This window comes from Brevundimonas denitrificans (assembly GCF_030160755.1).
Taxonomy (GTDB): Bacteria; Pseudomonadota; Alphaproteobacteria; order Caulobacterales; family Caulobacteraceae; genus Brevundimonas; species Brevundimonas denitrificans.
The window spans coordinates 1-26578 of record NZ_BSOY01000027.1 but is presented as its reverse complement, the minus strand read 5'-3'; the positions used below and the strand labels follow the sequence as shown (position 1 = coordinate 26578).

General features: G+C 69.6%; 24 protein-coding genes. 15 read left to right on the top strand and 9 right to left on the bottom strand.

Going from position 1 to position 26578, the window contains the following annotated elements; genetic code table 11:
• The first annotated feature begins 19 nt into the window (after positions 1–19).
• The 9 genes from QQJ79_RS07640 (at position 20) to QQJ79_RS07600 (ending at position 6999) form a co-directional block, all read left to right on the top strand.
• Complete coding sequence (locus QQJ79_RS07640) at positions 20–1363, top strand: serine hydrolase domain-containing protein (protein ID WP_284222334.1); 1344 nt, start codon at positions 20–22, stop codon at positions 1361–1363.
• A gap of 85 nt (positions 1364–1448) precedes the next feature.
• On the top strand, positions 1449–1694 hold the full coding sequence (locus tag QQJ79_RS07635; protein ID WP_284222333.1) for an aa3-type cytochrome c oxidase subunit IV: 246 nt from the start codon (positions 1449–1451) through the stop codon (positions 1692–1694).
• Positions 1695–1774: 80 nt separating this feature from the next.
• Positions 1775–2908, top strand: a complete 1134-nt coding sequence (locus tag QQJ79_RS07630) for a Re/Si-specific NAD(P)(+) transhydrogenase subunit alpha (protein ID WP_284222332.1) — start codon at positions 1775–1777, stop codon at positions 2906–2908.
• Positions 2908–3246 carry an NAD(P) transhydrogenase subunit alpha part 2 gene (locus QQJ79_RS07625; RefSeq protein WP_284222331.1) on the top strand — a complete coding sequence of 113 codons (339 nt, stop codon included), beginning with the start codon at positions 2908–2910 and terminating at the stop codon, positions 3244–3246. The genes QQJ79_RS07630 and QQJ79_RS07625 overlap by 1 nt, the downstream gene beginning before the upstream one ends.
• Entirely contained in the window at positions 3243–3542 is a 300-nt protein-coding gene (locus QQJ79_RS07620) for a hypothetical protein (protein ID WP_284222330.1), read from the top strand. The genes QQJ79_RS07625 and QQJ79_RS07620 overlap by 4 nt, the downstream gene beginning before the upstream one ends.
• A complete protein-coding gene (locus QQJ79_RS07615; RefSeq protein ID WP_284222329.1) occupies positions 3539–3829 on the top strand; it encodes a hypothetical protein in 291 nt (96 codons plus the stop codon). The genes QQJ79_RS07620 and QQJ79_RS07615 overlap by 4 nt, the downstream gene beginning before the upstream one ends.
• Positions 3830–3850: 21 nt before the next feature.
• On the top strand, positions 3851–5266 hold the full coding sequence (locus QQJ79_RS07610) for an NAD(P)(+) transhydrogenase (Re/Si-specific) subunit beta (protein WP_284222328.1): 1416 nt from the start codon (positions 3851–3853) through the stop codon (positions 5264–5266).
• Positions 5267–5836: 570 nt separating this feature from the next.
• Positions 5837–6562 carry an alternative oxidase gene (locus QQJ79_RS07605; RefSeq protein ID WP_284222327.1) on the top strand — a complete coding sequence of 242 codons (726 nt, stop codon included), beginning with the start codon at positions 5837–5839 and terminating at the stop codon, positions 6560–6562.
• Between the two features lie 11 nt (positions 6563–6573).
• Positions 6574–6999, top strand: a complete 426-nt coding sequence (locus QQJ79_RS07600) for a DUF1801 domain-containing protein (protein ID WP_284222326.1) — start codon at positions 6574–6576, stop codon at positions 6997–6999.
• Here QQJ79_RS07600 and QQJ79_RS07595 read toward each other — a convergent pair whose 3' ends face one another.
• Positions 7000–7230, bottom strand: a complete 231-nt coding sequence (locus QQJ79_RS07595) for a hypothetical protein (protein WP_284222325.1) — start codon at positions 7228–7230, stop codon at positions 7000–7002.
• An 84-nt stretch (positions 7231–7314) separates the two neighbouring features.
• Between QQJ79_RS07595 and QQJ79_RS07590 the strand changes: the two genes are divergently transcribed.
• On the top strand, positions 7315–8298 hold the full coding sequence (locus tag QQJ79_RS07590) for a helix-turn-helix transcriptional regulator (RefSeq protein ID WP_284222324.1): 984 nt from the start codon (positions 7315–7317) through the stop codon (positions 8296–8298).
• Between the two features lie 268 nt (positions 8299–8566).
• Positions 8567–10000 (top strand): hypothetical protein, encoded by a 1434-nt coding sequence (locus tag QQJ79_RS07585; protein WP_284222323.1) that lies wholly within the window; start codon positions 8567–8569, stop codon positions 9998–10000.
• On the opposite strand, the gene QQJ79_RS07580 is transcribed toward QQJ79_RS07585, so the two are convergent.
• Together QQJ79_RS07580 and QQJ79_RS07575 are read right to left on the bottom strand one after the other, a co-directional pair.
• Positions 9953–11053 (bottom strand): phytase, encoded by a 1101-nt coding sequence (locus tag QQJ79_RS07580; protein WP_284222322.1) that lies wholly within the window; start codon positions 11051–11053, stop codon positions 9953–9955. The genes QQJ79_RS07585 and QQJ79_RS07580 overlap by 48 nt on opposite strands.
• A 66-nt stretch (positions 11054–11119) precedes the next feature.
• Entirely contained in the window at positions 11120–12535 is a 1416-nt protein-coding gene (locus QQJ79_RS07575) for a helix-turn-helix domain-containing protein (RefSeq protein ID WP_284222321.1), read from the bottom strand.
• A gap of 153 nt (positions 12536–12688) precedes the next feature.
• Between QQJ79_RS07575 and aceA the strand changes: the two genes are divergently transcribed.
• The gene (gene aceA, locus QQJ79_RS07570; RefSeq protein ID WP_284222320.1) at positions 12689–13969 is read left to right on the top strand and encodes an isocitrate lyase; all 1281 of its coding nucleotides are present in this window, start codon (positions 12689–12691) and stop codon (positions 13967–13969) included.
• A gap of 14 nt (positions 13970–13983) precedes the next feature.
• Complete coding sequence (locus QQJ79_RS07565; RefSeq protein WP_055830004.1) at positions 13984–14193, top strand: hypothetical protein; 210 nt, start codon at positions 13984–13986, stop codon at positions 14191–14193.
• A 10-nt stretch (positions 14194–14203) separates the two neighbouring features.
• On the opposite strand, the gene QQJ79_RS07560 is transcribed toward QQJ79_RS07565, so the two are convergent.
• The 5 genes from QQJ79_RS07560 to QQJ79_RS07540 all read right to left on the bottom strand — a co-directional run bounded on the left by QQJ79_RS07560 (position 14204) and on the right by QQJ79_RS07540 (position 22753).
• A complete protein-coding gene (locus QQJ79_RS07560; RefSeq protein ID WP_284222319.1) occupies positions 14204–16486 on the bottom strand; it encodes a hybrid sensor histidine kinase/response regulator in 2283 nt (760 codons plus the stop codon).
• A gap of 70 nt (positions 16487–16556) precedes the next feature.
• Positions 16557–17171 (bottom strand): M23 family metallopeptidase, encoded by a 615-nt coding sequence (locus QQJ79_RS07555; protein ID WP_284222318.1) that lies wholly within the window; start codon positions 17169–17171, stop codon positions 16557–16559.
• 214 nt (positions 17172–17385) lie between these two features.
• Complete coding sequence (locus tag QQJ79_RS07550; protein ID WP_284222317.1) at positions 17386–19209, bottom strand: autotransporter domain-containing protein; 1824 nt, start codon at positions 19207–19209, stop codon at positions 17386–17388.
• A 90-nt stretch (positions 19210–19299) separates the two neighbouring features.
• On the bottom strand, positions 19300–21192 hold the full coding sequence (gene serA, locus QQJ79_RS16075) for a phosphoglycerate dehydrogenase (RefSeq protein ID WP_284222316.1): 1893 nt from the start codon (positions 21190–21192) through the stop codon (positions 19300–19302).
• A gap of 154 nt (positions 21193–21346) precedes the next feature.
• Positions 21347–22753, bottom strand: a complete 1407-nt coding sequence (locus QQJ79_RS07540; protein ID WP_284222315.1) for an SDR family oxidoreductase — start codon at positions 22751–22753, stop codon at positions 21347–21349.
• A gap of 151 nt (positions 22754–22904) precedes the next feature.
• On the opposite strand from QQJ79_RS07540, the gene QQJ79_RS07535 reads away from it, so the two are divergent.
• Complete coding sequence (locus QQJ79_RS07535) at positions 22905–23828, top strand: Hsp33 family molecular chaperone (protein WP_284222314.1); 924 nt, start codon at positions 22905–22907, stop codon at positions 23826–23828.
• A gap of 62 nt (positions 23829–23890) precedes the next feature.
• Positions 23891–24868, top strand: coding sequence for a hypothetical protein (locus QQJ79_RS07530; RefSeq protein ID WP_284222313.1), 978 nt, complete (start codon positions 23891–23893; stop codon positions 24866–24868).
• Here the strand turns inward: QQJ79_RS07530 and QQJ79_RS07525 are convergent.
• The coding region (locus tag QQJ79_RS07525; RefSeq protein ID WP_284222312.1) for a gamma-glutamyltransferase family protein at positions 24862–26578 on the bottom strand (1717 nt) is incomplete at its 5' end. The two genes, QQJ79_RS07530 and QQJ79_RS07525, sit on opposite strands and share 7 nt — an antisense overlap.

The following is a 26578-nucleotide window of genomic DNA, read 5'->3' as shown; positions in this document are numbered from 1 at the left end:
CACGCGCGAGCGTTCCGCCATGCGCACCCTGATCCTCGTCGCGGCCCTGGCCGCGGCCCCGCTGTCCGCCCACGCCCAGACGCCTGCGCCCGCGCCGTCTCCGCCCGTCCGGGCCATGGCCGCCGGCTACAAGGCCCTGACGGTCTGCAGCGCCCTGAAGACGGCCGAGGCGGCGGGCGGGTCCCGGACGCTCGAGAGCGTCGAGGCCAATGAACTGGTCGGGGTCTATCCCGAGATCGATGCGCTGGTGCGCGAGATGCCGGTGCAGATCTATCCGGCCCGCGTGGCGGTGGCCTGGGACGACGACATGCCGCCGCGCTCGGCCGTCTGGCGCCCCGGCCGGGGCTGTATGATCATGCCGGTGGGCTGGTCCGGCGAACAGATCGCCGTGCTGCCGCCGAGGCCGCCGGCGGACGCGGCCTTCCCCGCCGCCGCCGAGCCGCGCGGCAATGTCGCCCTCCTCAACGAAGCCGTGGAACAGGCCTTCGAGGGCGGCTACGGCGAGGGCGCCAACACCACGGCGGTGCTGGTGCTGCAGGCCGACCGTGTGGTGGCCGAGGAATACGCCCTCGGCTTCGGCGTCGACACGCCCCAGCGCACATGGTCGGTCGGCAAGAGCATCGCCGGGACCATCATCGGCGCCGCCGTCCATCGCGGCGAGGCCGATGTGACCGCCCCCGCCGCCATCGCCGACTGGCGCCGCGAGGGCGACCCGCGCGCGGCCATCACCCTGGACCAGCTGATGCGGATGGCCTCGGGCCTGACCAGCGACACGGCGGGCAACCGCACCGACGCCCTGTATTTCGGCGGCGTGGGGATCGACGAGCAGGCGCCGACCTGGCCGCTGATCGCGCGGCCGGGGACGCGCTACCGCTACGCCAACAACGACACCCTGCTGGCGGTGCTGGCGATCGCCCCGACCTTCGAACGGCATCCGCCGGCCGAGCTGTTCCGGCGCCTGGGCATGAACGACACCTGGGCCGAGACCGACTGGCGCGGCAACTACATGCTGTCGAGCCAGGTCTGGACCACGGCGCGCGACCTGGCCCGGTTCGGCCGGCTGTACCTCAACGACGGCGTCGTCGACGGCGAACGCATCCTGCCCGAGGGCTGGCGCGACTATGTTTCCCGTCCGGCGGGTCCGCAGCCCGCCGGCGAACAGGGCTATGGCGCGACCTTCTGGCTCATGAACCAGTCCGAGGGCGTGCCGGCGGACACGATCTCGGCCAACGGCAACCGCGGGCAGTATGTGATCATCGTGCCGAGCCGCGACATCGTCATCGTGCGGCGGGGCGAGGACCCGACCGGGAAGCGGTTCGATTTCATCGCCTTCACCCGCGACGTCCTGGCCGCCCTCGAGTGACGGCGATTTGACCCGGACGTCTTGAGCGTGACGCAGGGCTCGCTATAAGGACGCCACCTGCCGTTCCAGATTCCCGGACCCGATCATGGCCGACCCGCATCACGCTTCCGACACCTATGTTCGCGGTTCGCAGGAAATCAGCGAGCAGGAATCGACCTTCAGCGCATTCCTCGGCCTCTCCAAATGGGGCTCGCTGATCCTGGCGGCCCTGGTGCTGTTCCTGACCCTCTGGTTCCAGCCGGGCGGCAGCTTCATCACCGCCGCGATCTCGGCCTTTGTGCTGCTGGTCGCCGGCTACTTCTTTCTGAAGTCCTCGCCGAAAGCGCATTAGGCGCGCAGACGCGCGCTCTTTGACGCGCCCTCCCGGATAAGCCTAACGTCGCTCCGTCGAGAGATGACGGAGGGATTCGCTTGGCTGTCGCCATCGCTGTGACCCGCGAACGCCGAGACGGCGAAACGCGCTGCGCCGTCACCCCGGAAACGGTGAGGAAATTCGTCGCCATGGGCGCGACCGTGACGGTCGAGGCCGGGACGGGGACGGGCTCCTCCATTCCGGACGCGGACTATACAGCCGTCGGCGCGACCGTGGCCAAGGACACCAAGGCGGTGCTGTCGGGCGCCGACATCCTGCTGAAGGTGCGCGGGCCGACGGCGCAGGAGACCAGCGCGCTGAAGCCCGGCGCGATCGTCGTGGCCCTGCTGGATGCGTATCGCGACAAGGAGACGGTGACGGCGCTGGCCGGGGCCGGCGCCACAGCCTTCGCCATGGAGTTCGTGCCGCGGATTTCGCGGGCCCAGGTGATGGACGCCCTGTCGTCCCAGGCGAACCTGGCCGGCTATCGCGCGGTGATCGAGGCGGCCTGGGCCTATGGCAAGGGCTTTCCGATGATGATGACGGCGGCGGGCACGGTCGCGCCGGCCAAGGTCTTCATCATGGGCGTGGGCGTGGCGGGCCTGCAGGCCATCGCCACGGCGCGGCGGCTGGGGGCGGTGGTCACGGCCACCGACGTGCGGCCCGCGACCAAGGAGCAGGTCGAATCGCTGGGCGCCAAATTCCTCGCCGTCGAGGACGAGGAGTTCAAAAACGCCCAGACGGCCGGCGGCTACGCCAAGCCGATGAGCCCGGAGTATCAGGCCAAACAGGCCGAACTGACCGGCGAGCACATCAAGAAGCAGGACATCGTCATCACCACCGCCCTGATCCCCGGCCGCGCCGCGCCGGTGCTGGTCAGCGCGGCCCAGGTGGCGACGATGAAGCCCGGGTCGGTGCTGATCGATCTGGCGGTCGAGGCCGGCGGCAACGTCGAGGGGGCGAAGGCGGGCGAGGTCGTCACCACCGCCAATGGCGTGCAGATCGTCGGCCACACCAATCTGCCGGGCCGGATCGCGGCCGACGCCTCATCGCTCTACGCCAAGAACCTGGTCGCCTTCGTCGGGCTGATGATCAAGGACGGGGCGCTGGCGCTGGATATGGAGGACGAGATCCTCAAGGCCTCGGCGGTGACGCACGGCGGGGCCGTGGTGCATGAAGGAGTAAGAGGCTGATGGAACACGTCGATCCCACCATCTTCCGCCTGGCCATCTTCGTGCTGGCGATCTTCGTCGGCTATTACGTCGTCTGGAGCGTCACGCCGGCGTTGCACACGCCGCTGATGGCGGTGACCAACGCCATTTCGTCGGTGATCGTGGTGGGCGGGCTGATCGCGGCGGCGGCGTTCAGCGGCGACGCGGGGCCGAACGGCTGGATCGCCAAGGGCGCCGGCGTGGCGGCCGTGACCCTGGCCAGCGTCAACATCTTCGGCGGCTTCATGGTCACCCGGCGCATGCTGGCCATGTACCGCAAGAAGGAAAAGCCCAAGGCGGCGGAGGCGGCCAAGGCATGACACCGGACGTCTTCATCACGGTGACCATCCCCGTCGCGGTGGCGGCGGTGCTGGGGCTTGTGCTGTTCGGTGGACGGCTGAGGCCGGAAACGCGTCGCCTCGTCGAAAGGGCGATGGCCGGAGTTTTCTATCCCCTGATTACGGTCTTCTGGCTTTGGCGCGCTTATGATTTCGCGATCGAGGGCCGGGAGTTCAGTGCCGCGATGATGGTCGTCGTCGCGGCCGTATTCGGCTGGATGGGCGTGAAGGCCGTTCGAACGGGCCGTCTTGCGCCCATGGCGAGCCCCACACCGTGACCTTTTTCGATCCCCTCCAGCTCGCGGTCGGCGCGTCCTGGGTCGCCACGGCGATCGGGGCGGGGCTGTGGCTGTGGAGCTGGCTCCGCGAGAAGGACGCCATCCGCAAGCTGCGCTTCCTCGACTGCGGGGTGGTGCTGCTGTTCGCCTCCATCCTGCTGCGCATCGTGGCCCAGGAAAAGCCGATGAGCATGTGGGACTGGGCCATGATCTTCGTCGCGCCGTTGTTCATCGCCGCCGCCCTGTGGCGGCTGGCGCGCACGGCCTGCCCCCCGCCCGGGCGATGAGATTGAGGGAAGACTGACCGCATGAACGCATCCTTCGCGGCCCTGGCCTATCTGGTCTCAGGCGTCCTGTTCATCCTCAGCCTGCGCGGGCTGTCGAGCCCGGAGACGAGCCGGCAGGGCAATACCTTCGGCATGATCGGCATGGCGCTGGCCGTCGGCGTGACCCTGGCGACCCTCTGGTCGCGGGGGACGCTGGATGCCCTGACCCTCGGCCTGATCGCGGGCGGGGTGGTGGTCGGCGGCGGGGCCGGAGCCTTGATCGCCGGGCGGGTGCAGATGACCCAGATGCCGCAGCTGGTCGCGGCCTTCCACTCTTTGGTCGGCATGGCGGCCTGTCTGGTGGCCATCGGCGCCGTCTATGCCCCCGAGAGCTTCGGCATCGCCACGGCGACGGGCGGGATCAAGACCCTGTCGATCATCGAACTCAGCCTCGGCGTCGCCATCGGGGCGGTGACCTTCACCGGCTCCGTCATCGCCTTCGCCAAGCTGAACGGCAACATGAGCGGGGCGCCGATCATCCTGCCGGCGCGGCACCTGATCAACATCGCCCTGGCCCTGGCGCTGGTGCTGCTGATCGGGGTGATGATCGGCTCGGGCGGGACGGCGACCTGGGCCTTCTGGGGCGTGTTCCTGATCGCCCTGATCCTCGGCGCGACCCTGATCATCCCCATCGGCGGGGCCGACATGCCGGTGGTGGTGTCGATGCTCAACTCCTACTCCGGCTGGGCCGCGGCGGCGCTGGGCTTCACGCTCGAGAACATCGCCCTGATCATCACCGGGGCGCTGGTGGGCTCATCGGGCGCGATCCTGAGCTACATCATGTGCAAGGGCATGAACCGCAGCTTCATCAGCGTCATCCTCGGCGGCTTCGGCGGCACGGACGCCGCCGCGGGCGAGGCGCGGGTCGAGACCCGGCCGGTCAAACAGGGCAGCGCCGACGACGCGGCCTTCATCATGAAGAACGCCTCCAAGGTCATCATCGTCCCCGGCTACGGCATGGCCGTGGCCCAGGCCCAGCATGCGCTGCGCGAAATGGCCGACAAGCTGAAGGAGGAGGGGGTCGAGGTGAAATACGCCATCCACCCCGTCGCCGGCCGCATGCCCGGTCACATGAACGTCCTGCTGGCCGAGGCCAACGTCCCCTATGACGAGGTGTTCGAACTGGAGGACATCAACAGCGAGTTCTCGAGCTGCGATGTCGCCTTCGTCATCGGCGCCAATGACGTGACCAACCCGGCCGCCAAGACCGACCCGCAGAGCCCGATCTACGGCATGCCGGTGCTGGACGTGGAGAAGGCGGGGACCGTGCTGTTCATCAAGCGCGGCATGGCGGCGGGCTATGCGGGGGTCGAGAACGAACTGTTCTTCCGCGACAATACGATGATGCTGTTCGCCGACGCCAAGAAGATGGTCGAGGGGATCGTCAAGGCGCTGTGAGCGACTTCGCTCGTGTGGTTGTCGGCGGCTTGCTGGCGTTGATGACCGCAGGGTGCTCGGAGCATCGCCTGGTTCGAATCGTGGGGCCGCTTGATCAGCCTTCCGTGTCTATAGCCCGGGCCGGATCGGATCGGGCCATGCGCGCCTGCGTCGACTGGATCGCTGTCTTCGACCCGAAGCGCGGGCCGGGCCCGGCGAGCGCGGTCTGGAGAGTGCGTAGCCGGGATGATCGGTGCATCCCCGTCGGGTCCATCGTCTACGGCCAGACACCCGATGGCTTCGTCGTTTATACGCCGCCTGAGCCGCTGCGGACCGGCACAGTCTACGAGGCGGGAGGTCATGGGTGGACTGTCGGCTTCGCCTCAGTGCCTTGGTCCGGAGGCGGCCGGTACGTCTTCCATGACGGCGCATGGCGGGCCGTGGCCAGGTAGGCTGGGGCACACCATGCGGCCCCGCTGCGTCACCCTGTCCGCCCTTTGCGACATTGCGTCCGGACCCGCCGGGGCGCCTCGCGCGTTATGATCCACAGCGCGCGCCCGATGGGGCGAATGCTCCTGAAAGACGACTTCCATGGTCAACAAGATCCTCGCCCCCGACGACCGCGCCCTCGATGAAGAGAAGGACGCCGAACCCGTCATCCATCACGAGCCGAAGGGGTTCTCGGACCGGTTCGCCCTCGGCTTCACCAAGCTTCTGCGCGTTTGCGCCGACACATTCTTCGCCAAACGCTACGGCCACCGCGCCATCGTGCTGGAGACCGTCGCGGCGGTGCCCGGCATGGTCGGGGCGACGCTGCAGCACCTGCGCTGCCTGCGCGAGATGCGCGACGACGAGGGCTGGATCCGCACCCTGATGGAGGAGGCGGAGAACGAGCGGATGCACCTGATGACCTTCATCGCGGTGGCCCAGCCGACCTGGTTCGAACGGCTGGTGGTGCAACTGGCCCAGGCCGTCTTCTACATCGGCTTCTTCCTGCTCTATCTGATCTCGTCGCGCACCGCGCACCGGGTGGTCGGCTATTTCGAGGAAGAGGCGGTGATCAGCTACACCCTGTACCTGAAGGAGATCGACGAGGGCCGCTCGCCCAACGTCCCGGCCCCGGCCATCGCCATCCACTACTGGAAGATGCCGGCGGATGCGACGCTGCGCGACGTGGTGCTCAAGGTCCGGGCGGACGAGGCGCATCACCGCGACGTCAACCACGGCTTCGCCAGCACTCTGGCCAAACTGCCGCCCAGCCCTGTACCGTCAGCCCCCTATCCGCCCCATGCCACGGAGCTGAGGGGCGCGGCCTGAGGGGAGGCGGGATGGCCTATGAAGCGAAGACGAAGCCGACCGACGTTTCGGTCGCCGACTTCATCGCCGCTGTCGAGAACCCGCAGCGCAGGGCCGACGCCGAGACCCTGTGCGCCCTGCTGGAGGAGGTGTCGGGCGAGCCGCCGGTAATGTGGGGGCCCTCGATCATTGGCTTCGGGCGGTATCACTACCGTTACGCCAGTGGGCATGAGGGCGATGCGCCCCGGCTCGGCTTCTCGCCCCGCAAGGCCCAGACCGTCCTCTACCTCATGTCAGGTTACAGGGGACAGGAGGCCACGATCGCGCGTCTGGGCAAGGTGAAGACCAGCGTGTCTTGCATGTACATCAACCGCCTCGACCAGATCGACCTGGGCGTGCTTCGGGAGATGGCCGTCGCCTGTCTGGCGCACATGCGCGAGCTCTATCCGGAAGACTGATCAGGCCGCCATGCGGAAGTCTTCGGCCGGATCGAAGGCCGGGCGGGCCTCGTCCCACAGGGCGTCCTCGTCGGCGTAGCGGGCCGACAGGCGGGCGTCGATGACGTCGATCACCTGTTCCTCCAGCCGGTCCCAGATCACGGCCAGGTCGCCGCAGCCGTCGGCCTCGCACGGCACGATCAGATAGCGGCTGGCGGCGACGGCGGCGTGGGGGGCGAACGAGCGGGCCATGGAATGTCTCCGGCAAGGGGTGTCTGTTGAGACTCACCATGGAGCAGCGTTGCGTCAAAAACGGTCGTATGCCATCGTCACGGCATGAGACAGGACAAGGCGGCCGTGGTGATCGAGCTGGCGCGGCGGATGGCCGCCAGCGCCGAGGGCCTGACGCTGGACGAGATGGCGCGGGAGAGCGGCGTGGGCCGTCGCACCGCCGAACGGATGCGGGATGCGGTCCTGGCCCTCTATCCCGCCGCCGAGGAGGTGTCGGACCCGCCGACCAAGCGCTGGCGCATCCGCGGCGGTCTGTCGGCGTTCGAACAGGCCCCGACGACGACCGAGCTGGTTGAGCTGAGCAAGGCGGCGCAGGGGCTGCGAGCGGCGGGCGAACCCGGCCGGGCGGCCGCGCTGGAGGGGCTGGAGCGCAAGCTGAAGTCGGCGATGCGCTCGACCACCCTGAACCGGCTGGCGCCCGACCTCGAGGCGCTGGTGCGGGCCGAGACCATCGCCGTCCAGGCGGGGCCGCGTCCGTCGGCGGACGAGGCGGTGCTGGCCGAGATCCGGCAGGCGATCCTGGCGGGCCAGCCGCTGGGCTTTATCTACAGCCGTCCGGGGGCGGAGGCGCGGCGGCGCAGCGTGGCGCCGTGCGGGGTGATGTTCGGCCGCGCCAACTATCTGGTCGCCGCCGACCGGGAAAGCGGGCGGATCCAGACCTTCCGCCTCGACCGGATGAGCGCAGTGCGGGCCGAGGACGGCGTGGCCGCCCCGCCCCCCGATTTCGACCTGCAGGCCTTCGCCAGCCAGTCGTTCGGCATCTATCAGGACGAGATCGAGGATGTGGTGCTGCGGGTCACGCCGGGCGGCGCGGCCGAGGCGCGGGCCTGGCGCTGGCACCCGACCCAGACGGTCGAGGATCGGCCGGACGGCGGGGTCGAGGTGCGGTTCCGGGCCAGCGGCATGCGCGAGCTGGCCTGGCATCTGTTCAGCTGGGGCGATCAGGTGCAGATCGTGGCACCGGCGCGGCTGAAGGCGGTCATGGCCGCCGAGCTGGCGGCGGCGCAGGCGGCGCTCGAACGGGCCTGAGCGTGCCGCTCAGGACAGAGCGGCCCCGGCGGCGAGCCACCCCGTCAGCGCCGCCGCCGTTATGAGCTCGAGGAAGACGAGAACCAGAAGCCAATGCTTCCGCACAAATACAAATGGATTCACGACGGACCCTGCTGAGACCCGCGCCAAACCCCTGAACCCGGGAATGGTTCAGTGCCGGGCGCCGAACCGCCCCGAGCCTGACCAAAGCTTAAGCTGACGCCCGCCGTCGTCCTGAGTAGGACCGGGGTGCAGACGGGGAGGTCATATGCGTCCTGTATTGATCGCGGCCATGGCCGCCCTGGCGTTCGCGGCGGGCCCAGCGCCTGCGGCCGGGCGCCAGACCGCCGCTTCCGGAGACGCCGGGCCTTCCTCGCGCCCTGCGGTGACGGTCACCCGCGACGGCGACGCCTGGACGGCCGAGTATGAGCTGGACCGCGACGCACCGGTCTGGGCCTTCTTCCGTTCGGCGCTGGTCGAGGAAACCCGCCTTCCCTGGCGGCCCGGGCAGTGGCGGGTCGTCACGCCGGGGGTGGTGCTGGAACGCGCCGGCGGCCGGGATATCCTGCGCACCGCCGACGGCGCGCCCGTTCCGCGCCGGGTGCAGATCGCCTTTACGCCAAGGTCCGACAATCTCGAGGCCGACTATCAGGTGCTCGTCTTCACGGACGGTTCGGTGGCCATGCCCAGCGGTCTGTTCGACGTGTTTCCGCTCGCGTCCGTCGCCGAGGCGAGGGCCGTCCCGCCTGATCTGAACGGCTTTCCGCTCCAGACAGGACCGGCGTCGGTGACCTGGCGCGACCGGGCCGGACCGATCCTGTTCCGCGGCCAGCGCGTGGCCGCCGCGACCGCTGTGGAGGCGGAGACCTACATCCTGTTCGGCGAGGCCGATCTGGTCGAGACCGAGCGCCTGGTCACCGTGATCGACCCGCAGCTGCCGCAGTGGATCGGTGGAGCCATCAAGGACTTCGCCCCTCGCGTCGCCGACGTCTATGCGGCGCGGCTCGGTCCCGGCGAGACCGAGCGCCCCACGATCATGGTCAGCTGGAACGGCCCCACCGCCGGTCGCACCTCCATGGGGGGCAGTGTCCTGCCCGGCCTGGTCGTGATGGCTTTCGACGGCGTCGGCGTGGTCGAACCGAGCGCGCGGGTGCTGGCCATGGCGCGCTGGTTCATCGGACACGAGAGCGCCCATTTCTGGCTGGGGCAGGTCGTGCGCTACGAACGCGCCCGCGACGCCTGGATCACTGAGGGCGGCGCCGATCTGATGGCGATCCAGGCTTTGAAGAGCATCGACCCTGACTATGATGCTCGCGCGGAACTGCAAAAGGAGGTCGACGACTGCATCCGTCTGGCCGACTCGCCGGTGGTTGAGGCCGCCGAGCGGGGGGAGCACCGGGCGCTGTACGCCTGCGGGGCGGTCTTCGCCATGGTCGCCGAGGGCGCCCAGCGGCGGGCGACGGGCGGAGACTGGTTCGACTTTCTGCGGCCGCTGATCGACGCCAGCCGCGAGGACGGGGTGCTGACGCGGGACGAATGGCTGGACGCGCTGGACGCCGTGTCGGGGGATCCGTCGCTGCGGCGGGATATGGAGATGCTGCTGGACCGGGGGTCGGACGACCCTGACGCTATCCTCAGGGGACTGTTCGACCGCTCAGGGGTCGCCTGGCGCCAGGACGGGGGCAAGACGCGGCTGGACTGACCGGTTCCCGGGTCGGCTGGCGATACCCAGGGCGTCCAGCACGGCTGACCAGTCGACAAACTTCAGGGTCGGGGTTCCGCGACCGACCCGGCCGTGAACAATCACCACGCCGCCGGGAAAGCCCTCCAGTTCGCCGCCGTAGCCGTCAAGGCTGCCCAGATTGAGGACCCTCGGCCCGTCCGGTCCGTCGCGCAGCTCGACCCGACCCAGCCAGCGCAGGTCATCGCGCTCGATGCGCCAGAGCGAGATGGCGGCATGATTGTGATCCAGGCTGGCCAGATAGGAATGCGGCAGCGTCGACAGGACCGAGACGCTGACGCTGCGAGGGATCGAGGGCGGGCCCGACTGGCCCATGAACCGGGGCGGGCTGGTTACCTGCGGATTGAGCGAATATCTCCAGAACCCGCGGCGCGCATGGCCGACATACAGGTGGTTTTCGCCCGTCACGATGGCGCATCCCGTCCCCGGCCGGTCGATGCGAAAACGCTGCACTTCGCGCGAGACAAGGCCGCCGTCCGGGCCTTGGGTAATCGTCAAATGTCGCGCCTCGCCCCGGCGATCGAAGACCACGACCGAAACGCCGGGGTCGATCTGCCGCATGCAGAAGCCCCGTGGGTCGGACAGGTCCGTCACGATTTCGCCCCAGCGCCGCATCGGCTGGTTGTCGCTGCTGTCCAGCCGGAAGAAGACGATCCGGGTTCGGCCCGAAGACCGCTCGGCTCCGCCGACGACGACGGCGTAGCTGTTCAACAGGGGCAGGGCGGCGACGTCGATGTCGCTGAGCGCCCCGGCGGGCAGGCGTTGCTCGATCCCTCCCGCAAAGTCGCGAACGTCCAATCCTCCGGTTGTTGGGGCGATGGCCACGAAACCGGCGTTGACGAGGGCGGTCGGCGCCCGTCCGTCGCCCCACCAGCTGGTGATCTGCCCCAGGCGGTTGTTGGAGATCGGAGGAGCCGAAGCCTCATCCCTGGCGACGACCGGCGTGGGCGGCGGCAGGCTGGCGCAGGACGGAAGGAACAGCACCATGAGACAGAGGGCGAAGCGAAAAGACATTCCCGGTTCTCCTGCGAACCGGAACTCAACCCTGCTTTGCGCGGGTCAGCAATGCGCGGTGAGGAACTATCCGCCCGCGAACGGATACGGACTGACCGATTTCGCCCAGTCATCCACCACCAGCGGGCGGTCGATCGGCGGGGCGGCGCGTTCGGCGCAGGGGTGGCGGTGGCACAGGCGGCAGGCGGGGCCGATGGGGGTGACCTCGGGCGCGGTCAGGTCGAGGCCGCGGGCGTAGGTCAGGCGATGGGCGTGTTTCAGCTCGCAGCCCAGGCCGATGGCGAGGTCCTGACCCTCGGTGAAGGCATCGTGGCCTTGCCGATCCACCGTGCGGGCCAGGGTGAACCAGCGGCCGCCGTCCGGCGTCTCGATGATCTGGGTGACGACCCGGCCCGGCGTGCGGAAGGCGGAGTGCAGCCGCCAGCGCGGGCAGGCGCCGCCGAAGCGGGAGAAGGGAAAGGCGCCCGAGGCGAAACGTTTGGAGATGTTGCCGGCCTGGTCGACCCGCATGAGGAAGAAGGGCACCCCGCGCGCGGTCGGGCGCGACAGGGTGGTCAGGCGGTGGGCGGCCTGTTCGTAGCTGACGCCGAACCGGGCCTGCAGGCGGCCGAGGTCGTAGCCGGTCTCCTCCGCCGTGCGCTGGAAGGGGCCGTAGGGCATCAGGATGGCGGCGGCGAGGGTGTTGGTCAGGGACACCTTCAGCAGACGGCGTGTGGGCTCGTCGGGCGCTGCGGCGGCGTCGGCGAGGGCGGTCAGTTCTGCGTCATGCTCGGACAGGGCCAGCTGGAAGGCGACGGCGAAGGCGCGCGAGGCGGGGCCGAGGGTCTCGGACAGCAGCAGGCGTTTGCGGTGCGGGTCGTAGCGGCGGGTCCATTCGACCATGACGTCCACGGGGAGGGTGCGGACGGTGAGGCCGTGGCGGGTCTGGAGGCGGGCACGGACGCGGGTCTCGAACGGCTCTCCGGGGGCGTCTGCGGCGAGGGCCTCGGCCAGCGTTTCCCCAAGGGTGTCGAGTTCGGGGAAATGGTTGCGGCGTGACTGGACATACTCCCGCACCCAGTCCGACGGACTGTCGTCGCCGGGGCCGGTCTCGGCGCCGTCGCGGGCGCGGCGGTCGGCGAAGGCGCGATACAGGCGCAGCAGGGCGTCGGCCGCGGCGGGCTGGTCCTCGGCCAGCTGGACGATCTCGTGGCGCGGCACGGCCAGGCCCTGAAAGACGGAATCGGCGAAGGCCTCGGCCAGCTCGGCCTCGGACGCGGGGCCCGCGGACTGGCCGAGGGTGCGCAGGTCGACGTCATAGGTGTCGGCCAGCCGGAGCAGCAGCTGGGCGGAAACGGGTCGCTGGTTCCGCTCGATGTGGTTGAGATAGGAGGGTGAAACGCCGAGATCGCCGGCCATGGCGGTCTGGGTCAGGGCCAGATCGCGCCGAAGCCGCTTGAGGCGGCCTCCAAGGAACAGTTTGCGATCTGTGGCGGCGTCCATGCCCGCATTTAGTCACAAAATGACTTAACCGTCTATGTCACATCATGACTGAATGACGCGAATGTGTCGGCTTTCGCTGTGTCATTCGTGACTGGCGCGTGTTCTGCTCCTCGAGACCCGCGGCGGTGGCCGCATTCCCGAGCCGAGACCGCCATGACCAGCTTCGCCCACCTCGTTCCCTCGCCCGTCGGCCGCTTCGACGGCATCGAGCGGCCTTACACGCCGGAAGACGTCCGCCGCCTGCGCGGTTCAGTGCCGATCACCCATACCCTGGCCGAGCGCGGCGCCAACCGGCTGTGGGAGCTGCTGCACGACGAGCCGTTCGTGAACGCCCTCGGCGCCGTGACCGGCAACCAGGCCATGCAGATGGTCCGCGCGGGCCTGAAGGCCATCTATCTGTCGGGCTGGCAGGTCGCCGCAGACGCCAACACCGCCGGCGCCATGTATCCCGACCAGTCGCTGTATCCGGCCAACGCCGCGCCCGAGCTGTGCCGCCGCATCAACCGCACCCTGCAGCGGGCCGACCAGATCGAACACGCCGAGGGCGGGGCGAAGCGGGACTGGTTCGTCCCCATCGTCGCCGACGCCGAGGCGGGCTTCGGCGGGCCGCTGAACAGCTTCGAGATCATGAAGGCCTTCATCGAGGCGGGCGCCGCGGGCGTCCATTTCGAGGACCAGCTGGCCTCGGAGAAGAAATGCGGCCACCTGGGCGGCAAGGTGCTGATCCCGACCCAGGCGCATGAGCGCAACCTGATCGCCGCCCGCCTGGCCGCCGACGTCATGGGCGCCCCGACCCTGATCGTGGCCCGGACGGACGCGGAGAGCGCCCAGCTGATCACCTCCGACGTCGATGAGCGTGACCGGCCCTTCATCGACCGCGACAACCGCACGCCGGAAGGCTTCTTCCGCCTGAAGGAGGGGACGGGCCTCGACCACTGCATCGCCCGCGGCCTCAGCTGCGCCAAATACGCCGACGTCCTGTGGTGGGAGACCTCCCACCCCGACCTGGACGACGCCCGCCGCTTCGCCGAGGCGGTGCACAAGGAGCATCCCGGCAAGCTGCTGGCCTACAACTGCTCGCCGTCGTTCAACTGGAAGGCCAGGCTGGACGACGCCACCATCGCCAAATTCCAGCGCGAGCTGGGGGCCATGGGTTACAAATTCCAGTTCGTGACCCTGGCCGGCTTCCACAGCCTGAACAACGCCATGTTCGAGCTGGCCGACGGCTACCGCGATCGCGGCATGGCGGCCTATTCCGAGCTGCAGCAGCGCGAATTCGCCAATGAGGCCGCCGGCTACACCGCCACCCGCCACCAGCGCGAGGTTGGCACCGGCTATTTCGACCAGGTCGCCACCGTCATCTCGAACGGCCAGTCGTCGACGACGGCCCTCAAGGATTCCACCGAGACCGCCCAGTTCGTGGCGGCCGAATAAGCAGGAGACGTCCCATGCAACCGCTCAACAATCCCACGGCCATCATCGATTTCTGTCTGGCCCCGCTGAACCTGACCGATGGAACCGAGGCAGAGCGCGAGGTGCGTCGCCGCCTCGAGCACGTGATCAAGACCTTCCGCGCCAAGGCGGCGCAGCCGGTCAGCGTCGACTTCTCGTCCATGCCCTCGCAGGTCATCAACGAGGCCGCGCACGGCTACGAATAGGGCGTCGGCCTCAGGCGGCGAGGGAAGCCGCCGCGGCGTGGGGGAGGGTCGCGACCAGTTCGAGCAGTTCCGCGGCGTCGAACGGCTTGGCCAGATGGCGGTCGGCGCCGGCGGCTTCGGCCGAAGCGATATGCTCGCTCAGGGCGTTGGCGGTGAGCATGACAATGGGCGTCCGGGCCAGGCCCATGGCCGCCTCGTTGAGCCGGATTTCGCGGGTCGCGGTCAGGCCGTCCATGACCGGCATCTGCATGTCCATCAGGATAATGTCGAAATCGCCCTCGCGGCAGGCTTGAACCGCCTCGGCGCCGTTCTCGACCGCGGTCAGTTCGACGTTCGCCTGGGCCAGGATCATCTCCACGACCTTCCGGTTCACGGGATGGTCGTCGGCCAGGAGCACGCGGATCGTGGAGGGTTCGTCGTCCGTGGACAGGGCGACCACGCACGCCGCCGCGGCCGGCGCTTCGGCGGCCATGAACGGGATGGTCAGGATGAAGGCCGATCCGCCGCTGGGCTCGCTTTCGCAGTCCAGATCTCCGCCCATCATCTCTGCCAGCTGGCGAGAGATGGCGAGGCCGAGGCCGGATCCTCCGAAGCGACGCGTGATGGCGCCGTCGGCCTGTTCGAAACGGCTGAACAGGCGTTCCCGCGTATCGCTGTCGAAGCCGATGCCGGTGTCCTCGATCGAGAAGCGCAATGTGGGCTCGCCGCCGCGGTCCGGTCCGGCGGCGGCGGTCAGGCTGACGAAGCCGCTGGCGGTGAATTTGACCGCGTTGGACACGAGGTTGGTCAGGATCTGTTTGACGCGGACCACGTCGCCGATGATCCAGCGATCCGCCTCAGGGGCGATCTCGACGAAGAACTGGAGGCCCTTGGCTTCCGCCGAGGTCTCATAGAGCTGCGCCGCCTCGCGGACGGCCTGTCCGAGATGAAAGGCGTCGCTGGCGAGTTCCAGACGACCCGACTCGACCCGGGCGAGGTCAAGAATGTCGCTGAGCAAAACCTGGAGCGTGCGGCCGGAGGACTGGATCAGCTCCAGCATCTCTTCCTGCTGGGCCGAGAGGGGGGTTTTGGCCAGCGCCTGGGCGATGCCGATCACGCCGTTCAGGGGCGTGCGGATTTCGTGGCTCATATTGGCCAGGAACTGGCTCTTGGCGCTGTTGGCGGACTGGGCGACGTCGCGCGCCTCGGCCAGGGCCCGGGCGTCGTTCTTCAGGTCGGTGATGTCGGTGCAGACTGTGACGATGCCGCCGGCGGCGGTGCGGCGGTCGGAGACCCGCAGCCAGCGGTCGCCCGCGATCCGCTGTTCCATGGTGGTGGTCAGGGCCCGGCGGGAGTCGAGCCGTTCCTGAATCCACTCGGCCCTGCGCCCGCGCGCGTCGGCATAGAGGTCCTCGTCGAGGCCGATCTGGATGATCTCCCTGAAGGTCATGCCGGCCTTGAGCGTCGACGACAGTTCGGGGTTCACCTCGGCGTAGCGGTGGTTCCACAGCACCAGACGATCCTCGGCGTCGTAGAAGGCCATGCCGTCCGGCATGGCGTCCAGCGCCTCGCGGAACCGCTTCAGGGCGCCTGACTGAGACGCCCAGGTCGTCCAGGCGATGACCGCGGCGACCCCCGCTATGGCGAGAACCATGGCCACGATCACGCCGGTCATGACGCCGCTCGACACCGTCAGGCCCCGATCGGTCTCAATCCCCGGCGCAATCACCATCGCGCCCATGGCGGTAAGATGCAGGAAGGCCACCGCCAGGGTTCCGCCAAGCGCCGTCGCCAGCCTCCGGGCCAGGCCGGGGCCGTAGACCACGCCTCCGCTGAGCAGGGCGAGCACGAGGCCGCCCCCGATCGCGAGCGCCACGATGCCCGGCTCCCAGCCGATGTCGCCTGCGAGGCTGAGCCCGGAGATGCCGAGAAAATGCATGCCCGCCACCCCGACGAGGGCGACCACGCCGGACAGGGCGCGGAAGAGGCGCGTCGGCTGCGCCATAACCGCCCCGGCGGCAAGCCCGAAGCTGCCGAGCGCAAGGGCGAAGGAACCGACGGTCGGCCACACGGCGTAGCGGATTTCCTGACCCGGCTGATAGCCGTGCAGGGCGACGAAATGGGTGGTGAAGACCGCCAGTCCGGAGATGAGGGCGGCGAGGACAATGCTGAATCGCCGTCTGGTCCCGGCCTGCTGCCGGGCGGCGGCCAGCAGATGGAGGGCGGTCGCCATGCCCAGGACGCAGATCAGTCCCGCGGCGACAAGCCAGCGGACGTCATGCTCGGTCGTAATGGAATACAGAATGTGGTCCAAAACGCCCCCCTTCGAAGGCCATTCTGGAGCCAAGGGGTGAAGAAACCGTGGGCAAAGGCCACGCTTGCCCTCAGGCGGCGACGACGACCTCGAAGGCGCGGCCCACCACCTTGACCGGGTTGACCAGACGCTCGCCGCGACGCACCTCGAAATGCAGGTGGGGGCCGGTCGAACGGCCTGTCGAGCCGACCAGACCGATCCGCGCGCCGGCCTCGACCACATCGCCCGACGCCACGTCCAGCCGGCTGAGGTGGCCGTACAGGGTGGTCATGCCGTTCGGGTGGCGAATCTCGACGAACCGGCCATAGCCGGCGGGCTCATAGCCGGTGCGCAGGACCGAACCCTCGGCCGAGACATAGACGCCGGTGCCTTGCGGGGCGGCGATGTCGACGCCCGCGTGGTTTCGGGCGGCCTCGCCCGGCAGGCGGCGCAGGCCGAAAGGCGAGTTGATTTCATGGTTCCGGACGGGCGCCTCGAAGGCGATCAGCCGCGTGACCGGCCCGGCCGGTTCAGCCACGGCGGTCATCGACGGCGCTTCCGGCACGGCGAGGGCTTCGGTCGGGGCGGGGGCAGGGGCGGCGGTCAGGGGCGCGGCGGCCATGGCCAGCACGGCGACGCCGGCCAGGCTGGCGGCCTGGCCTGAATGGATGAGAAACGACCGGGCGGTCGGCAACAGGCGTCGCATGGCGGCGTCAGCTCCGTCTTCGGCTCTACGAGCGGGAGGGGCGCCGGCGGCCGCAAGGAGCGACACACTGCGGCCAGCGACCGGAAGAGCGCCATTTCGGGGCTCCGTGGGGCGACTTTGGGGCGGGCAGGGGCGGCAGGTCGTCGCAGGCCGGAACGAAAAGGGCGCGCGACCCGAAAGCCGCGCGCCCTGCCTGGTGAGCGTGAACGAGCCCCTATGGCAGCGGCAGGCTGAAGGTGAGGGCGCCCACATGGCTGTTTGCCATGTCGCCGAAGCGGCCGCGGTAGCCGAAGGTCATCTTCATCGGGCCCACGTCGGCCTCGACGCCGGCCGAGGCGATCAGCGAGCCGCCGAAGGGATCATCGATCTGACGGGCCAGGATCTGGGCCGGGTTGGCGGCGATGCCGGTGCGAACGGCGTCGCTGCTGTCGCCGAAGCTGTCTCTATAGCCGCCCTCGACGAAGAAGCTCATGCCCTCGCCGCCGCCCTCGGCCCGCAGCGTGAACTCGCCGCTGGCGGCCTGGACGGTGCGGTCCTGGTAGCTGTACTGGGCCGCCGGACCCTGTTCGATATAGCCGTTGACGTCGGTCGAGACGTAGTTGACCGCGACGCGGGGGGACAGGGCGATGCCGCCCATGTCCATCCAGAAGCCGCCCTGGATGCGACCGCCGATGCTGCCGCCGGTCGTCTCGCCGGTATGGATGATGGGCGCCAGCGAGGTGACGCGGGTGATGTCGTCATAGTGGTCGACCGAACCGCCCACGGTGGCGTTGACGAAATGGCCGCCCGAGCGCCAGCCGCCGTAGACGTCGAAGGCATAGGTCTTGACGTCGAAGGCCATGGCCCCCGCCTCGACCTCGGCGGTGCGGAAGGTGCCGGCGAAGCCGAAGCGCGCATTGGGCGACATGACATGGTCCAGCCCGACCCGTCCGCCCCAGCCGGTGGCGTCGGAAGCGGCCACGGAGCCCCGGGCGTCCGTCTCGACGCTGTCGGCGATGGCGCCGAAGGTCAGGTTGGTGCCGGCCTGCCAGTCAGCGCGGCCTGACAGCCCCTCGCTGGCGAGGTCCAGCAGATCCTCACGCTGGCGGAAGGCGGTTTCGGCCTGGACCGTCGACTGGGCGCCGATGTCGCCGTAGTAGAGGTAGTCGTTGGCCAGAAGGGCGAGCAGCCGGTGGCCGGCCGCGGTCGGGTGGACGCTGTCCCAGTACAGATAGGTGTCGGGCGTGGCGCAGACCGTGACGCCGTTGAAGCAGGTGTCCCTGACATTGGTCAGTCCGAAGCGACCGGGGTCGGCGACGAGCGCGGGACCGATCTTGTACAGGTCCAGCAGGATGATGTTGGAGCCCGGCCGGGCGGCGGCCGTGGTCATCAGCCCGGCGAGAAGCGCGCCGTTGAACTGGGTGCCGGCGTAGTCGGCCAGGGGGGCGGCGGGCGCGCCCGCGCCCTGGTTGAACTGGGGCGTCAGGGCCAGGTTGGGCAGGTTGCTGACGAGGATGGTCCCGGCGCCGGCGCCGGCGACGCTGTTGACGATGAAGTTGATGTCCGCAGCGGCGGCGAGGGCGACCGGCTGGATGGCGCCGGTCGGGTTGGGCGAAACCGAGGCGGCCGGCACGGCCTGGAAGATGTTGTTGGCGCCGCCCAGAATGCTCACCAGGTCATTGGCGCCGAAGGTGCCGCCGCCGCCTGTGTACTGCAGCAGCTGGTTGCGCATGCCGGGGGGGAAGGCGGATGAATCGGTGCGGGCGCCGCCGTAGGCATAGTTGATGCTGCCCGTGCGGGGCGCGCCGGCGGCCGAGCGGCCGGCGTTGAAGCCCAGCAGTTCGGTGAATACGGGACCGTTCGAGAACCGGCCCTGGAAATAGGGCGGCGAGGTGGGCTGGGTGTTGCCGGTGGCGGCATACAGGTTGCCGTTGTCGCTCAGGCTGTCGCCGAACACGACCAGGCGATTGTAGGTCTGGGCGCTGGCGGCCGACGCGAACGCGCCGGCGGCGGCCACAGTCAGTGCGGCAAGCGCAGCGTTGCGCAGGAAACGAGACATCGATGATCCTCCCTCGGCCGTCATCATGCGACCGTTGCCTGCACTCTGCGCGCCTTTCGCGCGGGCGCAAGATGCCGCTGGGGAAGGTTTCTAGTGCAACATCCGGAACCGCAGCGTTCCGGCCACACTGCGCAGGCTCTGCAAGGCCTCGGGATCGTAGTCGCGGTCGACGTCGGTGATGACATAGCCGGTGCGTTCGTCGGTCTTCAGATGCTGGCCGAGGATGTTGAGACCGGCGGCGGCGAGGGCGCGGTTGAGGTCGGCGAGCACCCCCGGCTGGTTGCGGTGGATGTGCAGGATGCGATGGGCGCCGTCGACCTCGGCCAGCTGCACATTGGGCAGGTTGACGCAGAAGGTGGTGTCGCCGCGGTTCAGATAGGCCAGCAGCCGTTCGGCCGCGAAGGCGCCGATGGCCTCCTGGGCCTCCTCGGTCGAGCCGCCGATATGGGGCGTCAGGATGACGTTGCGCAGGCCGCGCAGGGGGCTGTCGAACGGATCGGCGTTGGTGGCGGGCTCGTCGGGGAAGACATCCACCGCCGCGCCGCCGATCCGGCCCGCGCCCAGCGCCTGGGCCAGGGCGCCGACATCGACCACATGGCCGCGCGACAGGTTCAGCAGCAGGGCGCCTTCCTTCATCCGCGACAGTTGGGCCGCGCCGATCAGGGCGGTGTTTTCGGTCCGCCCGTCGACGTGGAGGCTGACCACGTCGCTCTCGGCCAGCAGGGCGTCGAGCGAGTTCATGCGGCGGGCGTTGCCGAGCGCCAGCCGCTCGGTCAGGTCGTGGAAGACGACCCGCATGCCGAGGCCTTCCGCCAGCACCGAGAGCTGCGAGCCGATGGCGCCGTAGCCGACGATGCCGAGGGTCTTGCCGCGCAGCTCGCGCGAGCCGGCCGCCGACTTGTTCCACTCGCCCCGGTGCATGGCCGCGGACTTGTCGGCGACGTCGCGCAGGAGGGCGATGGTCAGGCCCACCGCCAGCTCAACCACGGACCGGGTGTTGGAGTAGGGGGCGTTGAAGACGGCCACGCCCCGGGCGGCCGCCGCGTCGAGGTCGATCTGGTTGGTGCCGATGCAGAAGGCGGCCAGGGCCATCAGCCGGTCGGCGGCCTCCAGCACGCGGGCGCTGACCTGGGTCTTGGAGCGGACGCCCAGCACATGGACGCCCCGGACGGCCTCGATCAGGGCGTCCTCGTCCAGCGCGCCCTTCAGGGATTCGACGGTGTAGCCCGCCTCTTCCAGCCGCTCGACGGCGGCGGGGTGGATGTTCTCGAGCAGCAGGATGCGGATGCGGGCGCGGGGATAGGACCAGCGGCCGGCCAGGCCCTCGGCGTGCAGGAACTCGTCCATCGACGGGGCCTCGGCGTCGGCGGCGGCGACCACCCGCTCGCGGCGGACGATCTCGGTGAAGGCGTGGAAGCGGTCGGCGGCGCCGGCCAGCCTGACCTCGGCGTCGGTCCAGCCGTCTCCGATCATGACCACGGGGCCGGGCAGGCCGAGGGCCCTGATGACGGCCGGTTTGCCGCCGGCTTCGGACAGGGGATTGGCCGCTTCCACCCCGGTGACGCGGCCCTGGGGGTCATAGATCAGGTCGTTGCACAGGACCCGCTCGGGCGGGACGTGCAGATGGGCGGCGAGGGGGGCGATGATCTCGCGGAAGCCGCCGGACAGGATGACGATCCGGTCCGCATTCTCGCGGAAGAAGCGCAGGTTTCGGCGCACCGAGGGCGTGCCCTCGTCGAGGATCCGGGCGGCCAGTTCGGCGACATGGTCGCGGGTCAGGGGCAGCAGGGTGAGGCGGCGGCGCAGGGCCTCGCCGAAGGGCAGGTCGCCGGCCATGGCCTGATCGGTCAGGGCGGCCACCTCGGCGCGGATGGCGGCGGCGTCGGGGGCGCCGGCCAGGGCGATGTCGGCCAGGGCCTCCAGCGTCTCGATGCGCACGAGCGTCGAGTCGAAGTCGAAGACATAGGTGGTCGGTTCGGCCATCCGACGACCTTGGCTCACCTTCGCAGTTGCAGCAATGGGGCGGAAGGGTGCGAAAACTGAAGTTCACGGCGTCCAGACGAAATCGCCGGCCGCCCCGCGAGGGACGACCGGCGATTACATTGGCATGGCGCCACGCCTGAATCGGACGCAGTCGTCAGAACTTGCCGAGACTGCGGATCCGGCTGTCGGGACGGCGGACGTCGAGGGCGGCGGCGCCGATGGCGGCGGCGATGGTGGCGAGGGCCAGCAGGGCGCCGCCTTCCTTGGCATGTTCGCGTGCGTACTCGCCCGCGTCATGGGCATAGCGCTGAGCGGTCTTGCCGTGCTTCTTCAACGCCTTGCGCGAGGAATGTCGCGCGCCGTGGAGGATTTGCTCGCCACGATGGCGGGCGTCGCCGCCGAGATCGGAGGCGCGCTCGCCCGCTTCGGACAGGCTGTGGCGAACCGTTTCGGCCAGATCGCCGAAACGGTCGCGCAGGGCGCCCGTGTCGATCCAGCCGCGCGGGTCGATCCGTCCGCGCAGGCGCTCGTACCGGGTCGGGCCGCTGCGCTGGCTCAGCAGCAGGGCGGCGATGCCGACCCCCGCGAGAATGGCGACGACGCCGCTGGCGATGCCGGGATGTTTGCGGACTTCGGCGAGGGCGGAAAATTGGCGAACCATGGGATAGTGAACCTCTTCGGCGAGGCCGTCTTCGCTCGGGTCGTACAGCCCGTCGTCGTACGGCTCATAGGCGGAACTTCTGTCCCGCATCAGGGAGGGAGCGAACCGGGCGAAAAGTGGTTCCGCCAAACCGGGCAGGACGGAGTAGAAGCTGGCGATCAGGCGACCGCCGCCGCCGACCGTGATCTCCCGGATCGGATGGCTGGCGCAATACAGGATGGTGTCGGCCACCACGTGGGTCGCATAGACCGGCTGCGGATTCTGGGTGGCGTAGCCGGTCAGGTTGCGGGCGTGCTTGCTGTAGGGACTGTCGACCGCCGCGGGCTTGACCAGGCTGACCGTGATGGGCGCGTCCTCGCGCATCAGTTCCATGCGCAGGGCGTTGGTGAAGCCCTTCACAGCGTGTTTGGAGGCCGAATAGACGCCCTGGATCGGCAGGGGCGCGTCCGACAGGATCGAGCCGACGTTGATGATGGCTCCGCCGCCCTCGCGCAGCCGCAGATGTTCGGCTGCGACCAGCGAGCCGTTGACCACGCCCCAGTAGTTGGTCTCGAACAGCCGGCGCTGGTCGTCGAGGTTGGTGGCGCTGATGGCGCCGTAGATGGAGACGCCCGCGTTGTTGACCCAGGTGTCGAAGCCGCCGAACAGGCGCACGCATTTTTCCGCCGCCTCGGACAGCGCCGCATGGTCGGCCACGTCGGCGACCGCCCAGGCCGCGCGGGCGCCCGTGGCCTGCAGTTCCTCGGTCAGGGCCTTGAGGTCGCCCTCGCCGCGCGCGATCAGAAAGACGCAGGCCCCCGCCCGCGCCGCCCGACGCGCCGTCGCCAGGCCGATGCCCGAGGTGGCGCCGGTGATGACGATGGACTGTTCGTTCAGGGGCTTGAGCGTCGCTTTGGTCATGAAACCGCCGGGTCGGTGTGTTCGTATCGGGCTGCTGGAACGGGACCGAAACCCCGCCGGTTCCTGCTGTAGCACGCAGGCCTTACCAATCGCGATACGGACGCCTATCTGACGGCGCTTCCAATCCCTTGCCGTTTTCCGAGGACCGCCCGTGACCGATCACGCGCACGATGCAACCGCCGCGCCCGTCGACGACCTGGCCGCCGCCTTCCAGATCGAGGGCTGGCCCGTGCGGGGCCGGATCGTGCGGCTGGGCCAGACTATCGACGCCATCCTGTCGGCCCACGCCTACCCCGAGCCGGTCGCGGCCCTGCTGGGCGAGGCCTGCGCGCTCGCGGCCCTGGTCGGGTCCAGCCTGAAGTTCGAGGGCCGGCTGATCGTCCAGGCCCAGGGCGACGGGCCGGTGCGCTACGTCGTCGCCGACTATGACACCGACGGCCACATGCGCGGCTACTGCCGGTTCGACGAGGATGAGGTGGCGGCGGCGTCGCAGGGTTTCGCCCGCCCCGGCGCCCGCTCGTTGCTGGGCCAGGGCGTGTTCGTCATGACGCTGGACCGCGGGCCGGATTTCGAACGCACCCAGGGAATCACCCCGATCGAGGGCGAGAGCCTGTCGCTTGCGGCGGAACACTATTTCCAGCAGTCGGAACAGATCCCGACGAAGGTGCGGCTGGCGGTCGGGTCGGTGGTCACGGACGTCGGCGTGGGCTGGCGCGCGGGCGGGGCGCTGATCCAGCTGATCGCCGGAGACGAGGCGCGCGGCTCGACGGAAGAGGCCTGGGACCGCTCGCGGGCCCTGTTCCAGACTTTGGCCGACGACGAGCTGCTGGACCCGACCATCACGCCCGAAACCCTGCTGTTCCGCCTGTTCCACGAGGACGGCGTGCGGCTGGAGGATGCGCGGGCGCTGGTGGCGCAATGCCGCTGTTCGCGCGAGCGGATCGCCGGCGTGCTGACCTCGTTCGATCCGGCGGAGCGCGCCGAAATGGTCGAGGCCGACGGCAAGATCCGGGTGACCTGCGAATACTGCGCGACGGTCTATGAGCTGGAGCCGGAAGAGATCGCGGCGGACTGAGCCGCCGAAGCGTGACCGCGAGTTCATTTGAAGTTCAGGTCCCGGCCCGTCATTGGCGAACCATGATCACTGCTCTCGCCGCCTCAATCTTCCTGACCGCCGCCGCGCCCGCGCCGCCGCCGTGCCGCTTCGCCGGAGAGCCGCGCGCCTGGACCAGCCAGGCGCTGGCGTCCTGGGACCGGCTGGATCATGAGCGGCTGCGGATCGCCGACCCCGTCACGCCGGTGATCACCCTGTTCGACGCGACCTGCGCCTGGACGCTGACGCCGGATGCCCGCGGCGATTTTCGCGTCGGCGCGCGGCGCTATCGCGCGACCGGCGCGGCCCATTCGGGACAGGTGGGCCTGCCCGACGGCGGGGCGGTCCCCGCGCGAAAGCTGGCGTTCGCCTCTCCCATGTCCGACGGCCGGATGTTCTTCATCATGGCCCTGCCGTCGGTCTGGCGTGCGGACGACAGCGAGCCGCGCGACTGGCGCCGGCTGTCGATGGTCGTCTTCATGCATGAGTTCGCCCACACCCAGCAGGCGGCGAGCCTCGGCGTGCGGATCGACGACCTGCTGGCCCGCGGCCTGCCCGAGGACAGCGACGACGACGTGATCCAGGACCGGTTCGGCGGGCAGCCGGACTATCGGACGGCTTATGAGGGCGAACGCGACCTTTTCTACCGGGCCGCCGCAGCACGCGACGCCGGCATGGCGCGCTTCAACCTGGCTCTGGCCGCCCACGCGATGGAGGCGCGCCGTGAGCAGTGGTTCCGCGGCGAGGACGCGCTCTACGCCGAGGCGGACGACGTGTTCCTGACGCTGGAGGGCACGGGCAACTGGGCCGCCTGGATGTGGTTGACCGACCCGCGCGGCGGCCGTCTGAGCCCGTCGGACGCCACGACCTTCGTGCGCGGCGGCGGCGCGCACTGGAGTCAGGACGAGGGGCTGGGCGTCATCCTGGCCGTCGACCGTCTGACCCCGGACTGGCCCGCCCTGGCGTTCGCGCCCCGCGGCGCCACGGCGAACCGGCTGATCGAGAGGGCGCTGGCTCAGTAGGCCAGCGCCAGCCCGTCCTTGCGCATCTCCGACGCCGCGCCATAGGTCCACGGTCCGCGCGCATTGGTCTGGCGCACCACGTTCTGATAGCCGCCGAAACCGCCGTTGGGGCCGCCGAGAACCCAGCCCATGGCCTGAAGTTGCGCCTTGCTCGCCGCCGGGACGCCGGTCTCCAGATGCAGCACCCCGACGCCCTCGGCGGGGTGGCCGGTGGGTTCGGAGGAGCCCTCGTGCTGCCAGCGCGGCGCGTCGCCGGCCTCCTGGGGATCGAGGCCGTAGTCGACCATGTTGATGATGATCTGGGCCTGGCCCTGCGGCTGCATGCCGCCGCCCATGACGCCATAGGCCATCCACGGCTCGCCGCCCTTGCAGGCGAATCCGGGGATGATGGTGTGGAAGGGCCGCTTGCCCGGCGCATAGACGTTGGGGTGGCCGTCGGCGAGGTTGAACAGCTCGCCCCGGTCCTGGAACATGAAGCCGAGGGTGGCGCCGTCCGGCCCGTCGGGGACCAGGCCCGAGCCCATGCCGCGGTAGTTGGACTGGATCCAGCTGACCATCATGCCGTCCTTGTCGGCGACGCTGAAATAGGTGGTGTCGCCCTGGGTAGGGGCGTCGCCGGGGAAGGCGCGGTCCATGATCCGGTCGGGCCGGATCAGGGCGGCGCGTTCGGCGGCGTAGGCCTTGGAGTTCAGATACGCCACGGGGGTTCGGCTGAAACGCTCGTCGGCGAACCATCTGGCCCGGTCCTCGAAGGCCAGCCGTTTGGCCTCGGCCTGGTGGTGGATCGAGGCGGCGGACTGGAAGCCCATGCCCTTGAGGTCGAACTGTTCGCAGATGTTGAGGATCTGATTGGTCGACAGGCCCTGGGTGTTGGGGCCCAGGCCATAGACGTCGACGCCGCGATAACCGGTGCGGATCGGCTCGACCCATTCGGTGCGGTGCGGGGCCATGTCGGCGCGGGTCATCCAGCCGCCGATGCGGCGGAAATAGCGTTCGATATGGTCGGCGATCGGCCCGTCGTAGAAGGCGTCCCGCCCACCCTCTGCAATCAGGCGATAGGTGCGGCCGAGGTCGGGGTTGGCGAAGACCTCGCCGACCGCCGGGGTGCGGCCGTCGCGGGCGTAGACCTTCTTGCGGTTGTCGTTCTCCTCGATGATCGCGGACCGGCGATCGAAATTGGCCATGTTGCGCTCGAGGTACCAGGCGATCAGCTGGGGCACGGGCACGCCCTCCTCGCACAGCTCGGCGACGGGCAGCAGGACGTCCTTCCATGGCAGCTTGCCGTAGCGCTGGTGGGCGCTCCACCAGGCGTCGACCGTGCCGGGAACGTTGACCGTCACCGCGCCATAGGGCGGCAGATAGCCGTCCTCGGCCTTCTTCGACCGAGCCGTCGCCAGCGACAGGCCGCGGGGGCTGTTGCCCGAGCCGTTGAAGCCGACGACCTTCCGCTGGGCCGGGTCCCACAACATGCAGAAGGCGTCGCCGCCGATGCCGTTGGCCGTTGGCTCGAGGAAGCCGAGGGCGGCGTTGATGGCGATGGCCGCGTCGATGGCCGAGCCGCCGCGCCGCAGGGTGTCGATGCCGATCAGGGTGGCGCGTGGATGGGCCGTGGCGGCGGCGCCGTGCGCGCCCCAGACGGTCGAGCGGCCGACGAACTGGACGCCGCTGTTGCGGTCGCCGGGGCCGACGCCCGCGTAGGGGTCGGCCGGC